General features: G+C 65.0%; 7 protein-coding genes. 5 read left to right on the forward strand and 2 right to left on the reverse strand.

Annotated elements, in window-relative coordinates; translation table 11 throughout:
• Nucleotides 1-43: 43 nt before the first annotated feature.
• Nucleotides 44-973, reverse strand: a complete 930-nt coding sequence (locus tag BTJ49_RS10645) for an ABC transporter ATP-binding protein (RefSeq protein ID WP_113065400.1) — start codon at nt 971-973, stop codon at nt 44-46.
• Between the two features lie 217 nt (nt 974-1190).
• Between BTJ49_RS10645 and BTJ49_RS10650 the strand changes: the two genes are divergently transcribed.
• The 4 genes from BTJ49_RS10650 (at nt 1191) to BTJ49_RS10665 (ending at nt 6841) form a co-directional block, all read left to right on the forward strand.
• Nucleotides 1191-2693, forward strand: a complete 1503-nt coding sequence (locus tag BTJ49_RS10650) for an aminotransferase class III-fold pyridoxal phosphate-dependent enzyme (protein ID WP_113065366.1) — start codon at nt 1191-1193, stop codon at nt 2691-2693.
• Between the two features lie 142 nt (nt 2694-2835).
• Nucleotides 2836-3483, forward strand: a complete 648-nt coding sequence (gene upp, locus BTJ49_RS10655; protein ID WP_113065367.1) for a uracil phosphoribosyltransferase — start codon at nt 2836-2838, stop codon at nt 3481-3483.
• 114 nt (nt 3484-3597) lie between these two features.
• The gene (locus BTJ49_RS10660; protein ID WP_113065368.1) at nt 3598-6408 is read left to right on the forward strand and encodes a lamin tail domain-containing protein; all 2811 of its coding nucleotides are present in this window, start codon (nt 3598-3600) and stop codon (nt 6406-6408) included.
• 205 nt (nt 6409-6613) lie between these two features.
• The gene (locus BTJ49_RS10665; protein WP_113065369.1) at nt 6614-6841 is read left to right on the forward strand and encodes a hypothetical protein; all 228 of its coding nucleotides are present in this window, start codon (nt 6614-6616) and stop codon (nt 6839-6841) included.
• Between the two features lie 330 nt (nt 6842-7171).
• On the opposite strand, the gene pip is transcribed toward BTJ49_RS10665, so the two are convergent.
• Nucleotides 7172-8125: a prolyl aminopeptidase gene (gene pip, locus BTJ49_RS10670; protein WP_113065401.1), complete on the reverse strand. Its 954-nt coding sequence runs from the start codon at nt 8123-8125 to the stop codon at nt 7172-7174.
• A gap of 458 nt (nt 8126-8583) precedes the next feature.
• On the opposite strand from pip, the gene BTJ49_RS10675 reads away from it, so the two are divergent.
• Nucleotides 8584-8997 (forward strand): hypothetical protein, encoded by a 414-nt coding sequence (locus tag BTJ49_RS10675; protein ID WP_146742322.1) that lies wholly within the window; start codon nt 8584-8586, stop codon nt 8995-8997.
• Nucleotides 8998-9629: the final 632 nt, after the last annotated feature.

Here is a 9629-nt window from a genome sequence, read left to right on the forward strand (position 1 = left end):
CCGTCCGTCTGCGGAAACGTGGATGTCGTCGACATGTTCATGCTCAGGCCACCTCGCGTTCGGTCTCGGCGTGCGCCGCCTCGGCGTCACGGGTCAGTTCGGTGAAGGCTTCAGCCAACCCGGCGCGCTGCACTTCCAGCTGTGCCAGATCGGCGTCGGCCGAGAGCAGCCGACGCACCACGTCCTCGGCATCGACCGTGGCGATCTGCAGACGCCCCTCGTGCAGCTGCGCATCGCTCACCTGCGGCCATGCCCGCACCTGCTCACACGTCAGCGCGGTGACACAGCGGATGCGGCGCACATCGACCCGCGCGCGCAAATCGTCGACCGTGCCTTCGTGGATCACGCGCCCCCGCGCCATCACGCTGACGCGATCGGCCAGCGCCTCGGCTTCCTCCAGGTAGTGCGTGGTCAGCACGACGGCGCAACCCTCGTCGACCAGGGCGCGCATGGCCGACCACAACCGCTGCCGGGCTTCGATATCCATGCCCACAGTCGGCTCGTCCAGAAACAGCAGCCGCGGCCGTCCGCACAACGCCAGCTCGAACTGCACGCGGCGCTGCTGGCCGCCGGACAGCTTGCCGTACGGGCGTTCCAGCAGATCCTCGATGCCGGCCAGCGTGGCGCTGTCGGCCAGACTTCGCGGATTCGCGTAGTAGCTGGCCGTCAAACGCAGCAATTCGCGCACACGCAGCGTCGGCGGCAGCACCGCCGACTGCAGCATCACACCGATACGCCGACGTGCCTCGATGCGCTGCGGATCCATGCCGAACAGCTCGACCCGTCCCGCATCGGGCCGGATCAGCCCCAGCAGCAATGCGATGGACGTGCTCTTGCCGGCACCGTTCGGTCCCAGCGCGGCCAGCAGCTCGCCGGGCCGGACGTCCAGATCGATGCCGCGCAGGGCCTCGACGCGGCCGTAACGTTTGCAGACGCCGCGCAACGCGGCCACGCAGGATGCGGATGTATTCATGGGATTGCCCTCCTTGGTCGCCATGATGGCGATCCGTGCCCCGGACCGGCAGTCGCCGCCATCATCCGCCGCACATGACAGGCGTCATACCGCCTGGCGGGGGTGTCGCCAAACCCGCCCCCGTGCTATGCTCTTGGGATATTTTTCTTTATCAATAGGCACTTAGCGCCGCATAAAGCACGACGCCGCGCTGCCCACCACTGGAGGAGAGACAGGTATGGGTCCGATCGAAATGTTGCGTGAGATGCGCGATTTCGGCGGTGCACAACGCACCACGGGGCTGGACGACGCCACCATCGAGCGATTCGCCGCCAACGATCCGGCGCTGGCCGGCGCCATCGAGGACGCGCTGGCGCGTCATCGCGAACTGCGCGCCGATTTCGAGGACTTCCTGAAGCTGGACGAGAACGACCAGCTGCAGCAGGCCCAGGCCGGCTTCATCAACTTCTACCCGGACGACGCCGTCAATCCGTACGTCCCGGCCGCTGCGCGCGGTCCGTGGATCGTCACGCTGAAGGGCGCCGTGGTCCACGACAACGGCGGCTACGGCATGCTCGGCTTCGGCCACAACAACGAAGCCGTGCACGCTGCGCTGAGCAAGCCGCAGGTCATGGCCAACGTGATGACCCCGAGCATCGCGCAGATGCGCATGGCGGAAGCCCTGAACAAGGAAATCGGCCGCAGCCGCCAGGGCGGCAACCCGTACGCCAAGTTCCTGTGCCTGAACTCCGGTTCCGAAGCCGTCGGCCTGGCCGGCCGCTTCGCCGACATCAACAGCAAGGAAATGACCGCCGAGGGCGGCAAGCACGCCGGCCGCAAGATCAAGCGCCTGGCCGTGCGCGGCGCCTTTCACGGCCGCACCAGCCTGCCGGCGAAGTATTCCGACTCGACCCGCGCCACGTACCTGAAGTACCTGGCCAGCTTCGCCGTGGCCGACCAGGAGCTGATCATCGTCGAACCGTACGACGTGCAGCAGCTCAAGGACGCCTTCGCCGAAGCCGACAAGCAGGGCTGGCACATCGAGGCCATGTTCCTGGAACCGGTGATGGGCGAAGGCGATCCGGGCCGCGCCGTGACGCCGGAGTTCTACGCCGCCGCGCGCGAACTGACCAAGACCCACGGCACGCTGCTGCTGATCGATTCCATCCAGGCTGGTCTGCGCACGCAGGGCGTGCTGTCGTTCGTCGACTACCCGGGCTTCGAGCATCTGGAAGCGCCGGACATGGAGACCTACTCCAAGGCGCTGAACGCCGGCCAGTACCCGCTGTCCGTGCTGGCGGTGAACGAGCGCACCGCCAAGCTGTACCGCAAGGGTGTGTACGGCAACACCATGACCGCCAACCCGCGCGCGCTGGACGTGGCCTGCGCCACGCTAAGCCAGCTCGATGACAGCGTCCGCCACAACATCCGCGAGCGCGGCCAGCAGTTCGTCGACCGCCTGAATCAGCTCAAGAACGAACTCGACGGCCTCATCACCAAGGTGCAGGGCACCGGCCTGCTGTTCTCGTGCGAGTTGAACCCGAGCTTCAAGTGCTACGGCGCCGATTCCACCGAGGAGTACCTGCGCGAGCACGGTCTGGGCGTGATCCACGGCGGCACCAACTCGCTGCGCTTCACCCCGCACTTCAACGTGACCGAGGCCGAGATCGACCTGATCGTCGACCGTGTGCGTCACGCCCTGCTGGAAGGTCCGCGCAAGCAAAACGCCGAAGCGGCCTGATCGCAGCGCCAACGCGAAGCAAGACCTGGGGCGCGCCGGTCCGACCGGCGCGCCCTTTCCATGCATGCCGTTCGCTCCATCACGCGCACGGCTGGCACTATGCTGTGTCGAGAACACCACGACCCTACGGAACGAGACACCCATGAAGATCGTCGAAGTCGACCATCCGCTAGTCCGCCACAAACTCGGCCTGATGCGCCAGGCGGATCTCAGCACCAAGCATTTCCGCGAACTCAGCGGCGAGATCGCCTCGCTGCTGACCTACGAGGCCACCCGCGACCTGGAAACCGAGGACACCGAGGTCGAAGGCTGGGCCGGCCCGGTCACCGTGCAGCGCATCAAGGGCCGCAAGATCACCGTGGTGCCGATTCTGCGCGCGGGTCTGGGCATGCTGCCGGGCGTGCTGGACATGATTCCCGCCGCAAAGGTCAGCGTGGTCGGCCTGCAGCGCGACGAGACCACGCATCAGCCGACGACCTACTACGAGAAACTCACCGGCCGCATGGACGAGCGCACGGCCATGATCGTCGACCCGATGCTGGCCACCGCCGGCACCCTGATCGCCACCGTCGACATGCTCAAGGCCGCCGGCTGCAAGCGCATCAAGGGCCTGTTCCTGGTCGCCGCGCCGGAAGGCCTGGATCGAGTCATCGCCACGCACCCGGACATCGAGATCTACACCGCGTCCATCGACGAGCGGCTCAACGAGAATCGCTATATCCTGCCGGGACTGGGCGATGCCGGCGACCGTATCTTCGGCACGCGGCAGGACACCGCCGCATCCGCCTGACCCGTCGGTCCGGGGCCTGCACGCTGAAGGACGCAGCGTCACACCGACGTAAGATCGTCGGCCTATCTTGGGGGGAAGGTAGGTCTTTTCGACATGGAAATGGGGAGGTTGAACATGAGACTCAATGGACGTTGCGCCCTGTTCGGCGCAGCTTTGGCGATGCTGTTGGCGGCGATGCCCGCCATGGCCTCGGATCTGACCATCAGCCAGTTCCGCGTGCGCGGACCGCAGGGCGGCAATGACGAATTCGTCGAACTGCACAACGGCGGCGCATCCGCCGTGGACGTGGGCGGCTACAAATTCCAGGCGTCCAACGCCTCGGGCACCGTAGGCACCCGCGCCACGCTGCCCTCCGGCACCACCATCGCGCCGGGCTGCTTCCTGCTGCTGACCAACACCGCCAGCAACGGCTACTCCGGCAGCGTCGCCGGTGACATCCACTACAAGACCGGCGTGACCGACACCGGCGGTCTGGCCCTGACCGACGCCAGCGGCAACATCATCGATCAGGTCGGCCTGAGTTCCGGCTCGGCCTTCGGTGAAGGCACGCGCCTGAGCTCGTTGGGTTCGACCAACGCCGACCGCAGCTACGCGCGCAAGGCCGACGCCAACGGCGCCATCCAGGACACCGACGACAACGCGACCGACTTCGCGCTGCAGCAGCCGTCCGATCCGCACAACGCGGCCAGCACCTGCACCGCCGTCGGCTTCAGCGTCTCCGTGGCCGACGCCTCGGTGACCGAAGGCAACAGCGGCGACCGCGCGATACAGTTCACCCTGACGCTGAGCGAGCCGGCGCCGACCGCGGGCGCCAGCGTGCGCGTGACCACGGCCGACGACACCGCCACCGTGGCCGACCACGACTACGACGCGCTGGATCAAGTCGTCAGCTTCGCGCCGGGCGCGACCACGGCGACCGTCGACGTGACCGTACACGGCGACACCAAGGTCGAGTCCGACGAGGACTTCTTCCTGCGCCTCAGCGATGCCTCGACCGGCCTGTCCATCGGCAACGGCCAGGCCATCGGCGCGATCCTCAACGACGACATCGCCACCGTCGAGATCTTCGACATCCAGGGCAGCGGCAGCACCTCGCCGTACGTCGGCCAGAAGGTGCGCACGCTGGACAACATCGTCACCGCGATTGGCCCGAACGGCTTCTTCATCCAGACACCGGACGCGCGCGACGACCATAACCGCCTGACCTCCAACGGCGTGTACGTCTACACCGGCAGCGCGCCGACCGTCGCCGTTGGCGATGCGGTCGATGTGGTCGCCCGCGTGTCCGAGTACTACGACCTGACCGAGCTGAGCAGCGCCACGGTCACCGTCGACAGCCACGACAACGCCCTGCCCGCCGCCGTCGTGTTCGACAAGAACACGCCGTCCAGCGACCCGGCGCACCTGTCCTGCGGCACCACCAACTTCGAGTGCTTCGAAGGCATGCGCGTGACCGTCGCCCACGGCATCGTCGACCGCGGCAACCAGAGCTACAGCGGCGACCGTTACGCCGAGTTCTTCGCCAGCGCCGGCGGCGTGCGCTCGCTGCGCAGCCAGGGCGTGCCCTACGGCGACCAGCCGTCGGACGTGAACTCCGGCGTGTGGGACGGCAACCCGGAAGTGTTCGAGGTCGATGCCGACGCGCTCGGCGCCGTGCCCAACGGCACCGGCTACAACGGCGGCTCGCGTTTCACCGCGACCGGCGTGATGAGCTACGACTACGGCGACTACGAGCTGTGGCCGTCGTCGATCCAGGTCACCCACGACAACCCGATGCCGCGCCCGGTCCACGACCGCGTCGGCATGGGCACGCTGCGCCTGGGCAACTTCAACCTGCTGCGCCTGTGCGACACCGTGGCCGGCAACACCACCTATACCTGCGGCGACCGTGGCGAGCCGAGCGAGGCGCAGCTGGCGATCAAGCTGCAGCGCCTGTCGCAGTACATCGGCGGCGTGCTGAAGAAGCCGGACGTGCTGTCGGTGGAGGAAGTGGAGAACATCAACGTCCTGCAGCAGCTGGCCGATCAGCTCAACAGCGACTGGGGCACGAACTACACGCCGTACCTGGTCGAAGGCCATGACCCGAGCGGCATCGACGTCGGCTTCCTGGTGCGCAGCGAGCGCGTCATGGTCACCGGTATCCAGCAGCTGGGCGGCGACACCACCTGGAACGACCCGTCCAAGGGCGGCCAGACGGCTTTCCTGCAGGATCGTCCGCCGCTGCTGCTGGAAGGCCGCCTGCGCGGTCCGGGCAGCTTCGCCTTCCACGTGCTGGCGGTGCATCCGAAGTCGCGTATCGGCGTGGACAGCGGCAGCAGCGCCGACCGCAACCGCGAGAAGCGCTTCCTGCAGGCCAAGGAGACCGCGCAGTTCGTGCAGGCCCTGCAGTCCGATCCGCGCTACCGCAACATGCCGCTGATCGTGATGGGCGACTTCAACGCCTACCAGTTCACCGACGGCTGGGTCGACGTGGTCGGCGCCATCGCCGGCACCTACGACGACAGCGCCAACCTGCTGGACCTGGGCGGCAACATCGTCCATCCGGCGCTGTGGAACGCGGTGCGTTCGCTGCCGAAGAACCAGCGCTACTCGTTCCTCTACACCGAACAGCTGGGTTCGATTCAGGGCTACGCCACGCGTGACGTGCCGGTGATGCAGGTGCTCGATCAGGCGCTGCTGAACACTGTCGCGCAGCGTTACTTCCAGCGCTTCGAGTACGGCCGCGGCGACCTCGACGCACCGGACGAGACCGAGTACCAGGCCTATAACGCCACCGGTCTGGAGAAAGCCGTGGGCGTATCCGATCACGACGGCTTCGTGCTCGACCTGTCGCGCCCGCACGGCCCGCATGGTCACGGCTGGTGGGGGCATCAGCACGGCCACCACCATGGTCACGACCACGACCACGGCCATCACGGCCACTGAGTCCGCAAACGGGCATCGCCCGATCCAAGGACCCGCCACTCGGCGGGTCCTTTTTTGTGCGCGGGAACCTGCGCCAGCCCCGACCTACATCAGCCTCGATGAACGAAGACTAAAAAGTTTTCGCGGGGGGATGTTCGGAGAATCTCCTCAGGCGTAGGATTTCTCTCGCCGGCAATTCCGCCGGTTTCTTTTCGGGGATTCCTCGATGTCGATCCACACCAAGATGACGGCCGTCGCCGCCGCTGCCCTGTTCTGCACCGCGTTCATGGCCCAACCGGTCCTGGCCGCCACCACGCAAGCCAAGCCGGCCGCGACCGCCACCAAGAAAGCCGTGCATCACAAGAAGGCGCACCACCATCATCACAAGATGGCCAAGCACCACGCCAAGCACGCGAAGAAGGCTGTTGCCAAGGCGACGACCGCCAAGAAGTGATCCCGGCCGCGCCTCGCGCACGCCGGTGCGACGCCATCCACGCGTCGCATTCGACTGAACGCCCGGTTCTGCCGGGCGTTCAGCGTTTCAGGGGTAGCGCAGAGCGCGACAGTCGACAACCCTACCGCACCGATACCGCTCTGGCATCACACCGGCGCCGCATCGCGTTGCACCAGCAGTGGCCTGCGAAGAAGCTTCATCCCGCGTCATTCCAGCGAAAGCAGGAACCCAGCGACTTCGCGTGCACTGAAAAGCTAAAGGCACGCGATCCCGGCGTTCGCCGGGATGACGGCCGAAAAAAGCATCCCCGCGACGCAGAGCCTCCGCCGCTCAGCGAAAACGATCCGTCGCCTCGATCAGCTCGTGCAGAATGCCCGGCTCGAAGCTGGAATGCCCCGCATCCTGCACGATGCGCAGATCCGCCTGCGGCCAGGCGCGATGCAGATCCCAGGCACTGCGGATCGGGCACACCACGTCATAGCGCCCCTGCACGATCACCGCCGGAATGCCCGCCAGCCGATCCGCGTTGCGCAGCAACTGATCGTCATGCTCGAAAAAGCCGCCATGCACGAAGTAGTGGCACTCGATGCGCGCGAAGGCGGTGGCGAAGGCATCGCCGCCCGCCGTGTCGATGTAGTCCTGATTCGGCTGCAGGAAACTGCCGCCCGCCTCCCACACCGACCACGCCTTGGCCGCGGCCAGCTGCGTGGCGCGGTCGTCGCTGGTCAGGCGGCGGTAGTAGGCGCTCATCATGTCGCCGCGCTCGGCCTCGGGAATGGCCGCCTCGTAGGTTTCCCACGCATCCGGATAGATCGCGTCGGCACCCTTCTGATAGAACCACTCCAGCTCCCAGCGCCGCAGCATGAAGATGCCGCGCAGCACCAGCTCGCTGACCTTGTCCGGATGCGTCTCCGCATACGCCAACGCCAGCGTCGAACCCCAGGACCCGCCGAACACCTGCCAGCGGTCCACGCCCAGATGCTCGCGCAATCGCTCGATGTCGGCGACCAGATGCCAAGTAGTGTTCTCGGTGAGCTCCGCATGCGGCGTCGAACGCCCGCAACCGCGCTGATCGAACAGGATGATGCGGTACGCCTGCGGATCGAAGAACCGCCGGCAATCGGCATTACAGCCACCGCCCGGCCCGCCATGCAGGAACACCACCGGCTTGCCGTCCGGGTTGCCGCACTGCTCGTAGTACAGCGTGTGCAGCCCGGACACCGGCAGCATGCCGCTGTCGTAGGGCTCGATTTCCGGATACAGGGTGCGGCGGTCGCTGGGCATGAACGGCTCCATCGTCGGGTACGAAAGGGCCAAGGATAGCGCGCTTGTCCTGAAGCTTCGAAACTGCGTCTGCGACGAGAACTCATGATCGCTGAACCGCTTCGCTCCTACCCGTCGTGATCGATCAAGCCATACGAACCTCGAGATCGTAATCAGAAGTGGGCGTCGCCCTGTCAGGCTGTCTTTCACCTCTTCAAGCGAATCGCCAAGCGTTACTCCGCACGCACAACATCAAGCGCTTCAGCGACTTGCTACCTATTACACCCCCAGATATGTCGCCGTAACTAATACGCTATCGCTACCGCCACATAACACCCCAGAGCAGCAACGGAAGCAGGTAGATACAGAACCAGTCAAGCCATTGAATGAATGTAGGATTTCCCTGATTGATGCTGATCGCGGCCACGGTCATACTGAGTGCAACACCCCGGTTAGGGGACCTAATTAAGTTAGGCACCATGAAGACCGTACTTACACGCTATCCAGATTCCGCTGATCACCGCGGCTATCTCCAAGTGACTGCGGTCACCTACAACAGTGCAGATCACAAGTGTCAAATTTCCGTTCGTCTCGGCGCCAAAGGCTATCTGATCGTTTTCCCAGATACAGTGGCGTTTCGCGTCATGGATGAGAGGGAAATGCCTGAGTTCTATTCCAACAATATCGAGTATGCAAATGCTCTTCCCGGCTCTCTTGTTTGTCGCGTAGATGCGGGTGGTTGGCGAGGGCAGAGCACACATCTCGACTCTGGAATTCGAGATGGCTTCTTCGGTAAGGGAGCGGTCGCTGAGTACGTGGTTGCCAGCGACTATGCGTGTCTGAACATCATCTCGGCCGCCCCAACCATTAGTGAAATCATCGATGGCGCCTAACCTCTCGTTCGAGAGGGACCGCCGGCAAGCTGCGCTTGCCGGTACCCTCCGCCCCTTCGGGCCTCCGGCGGCCCCTCAACTCAAACGTTAGGTGCAATGGACACTGCGCAGCAAATCGAATGGGCAGCAAAGCAGGTTGAGGCACTCCCGCACAAGCTGTCTTGGCGTGCCTCAGTCCTGCGCCAGCTTCAGTACTGTCAGGCTGTGCTTCTGGCACTGAGCCGCCCGAGCGCCTCGAAGAGCTCACCATGGGCTTCATCGCCATGCGTGAACTCGAAGGGTGGCGGCCAGAAGAGCTGCCGAGCACAATCTCAGCAGTCCAGTACGAGCTTCAGCAAAAGTATCTTCCGTACGCAGCAAAGGTGCGCTTGGGCATCCATCGCCACACCTAACAATTCCTTAGGAGACTCCCCGTCAATGCCGGGCGCATGATGCCTTTGCCCTGGGTTTTCGGGCCACTTCCGGTCTTACTTTTTGCGTGATACATGCCCGTGCTTTGCGGTTGCAACGGATGCCAGACTGCATTTCCTTAGACGGTCTTGTTGCACCGATACGGCCGGTGCGGACCAGGGTATAAACCGCACCCGGCGACCTCATTCATCCATCGGACTGTCCGGTGTGCGGGGATCGAC

The sequence above is a fragment of the Oleiagrimonas sp. MCCC 1A03011 genome (genome assembly GCF_003267965.1).
Lineage (GTDB): Bacteria > Pseudomonadota > Gammaproteobacteria > Xanthomonadales > Rhodanobacteraceae > Oleiagrimonas > Oleiagrimonas citrea.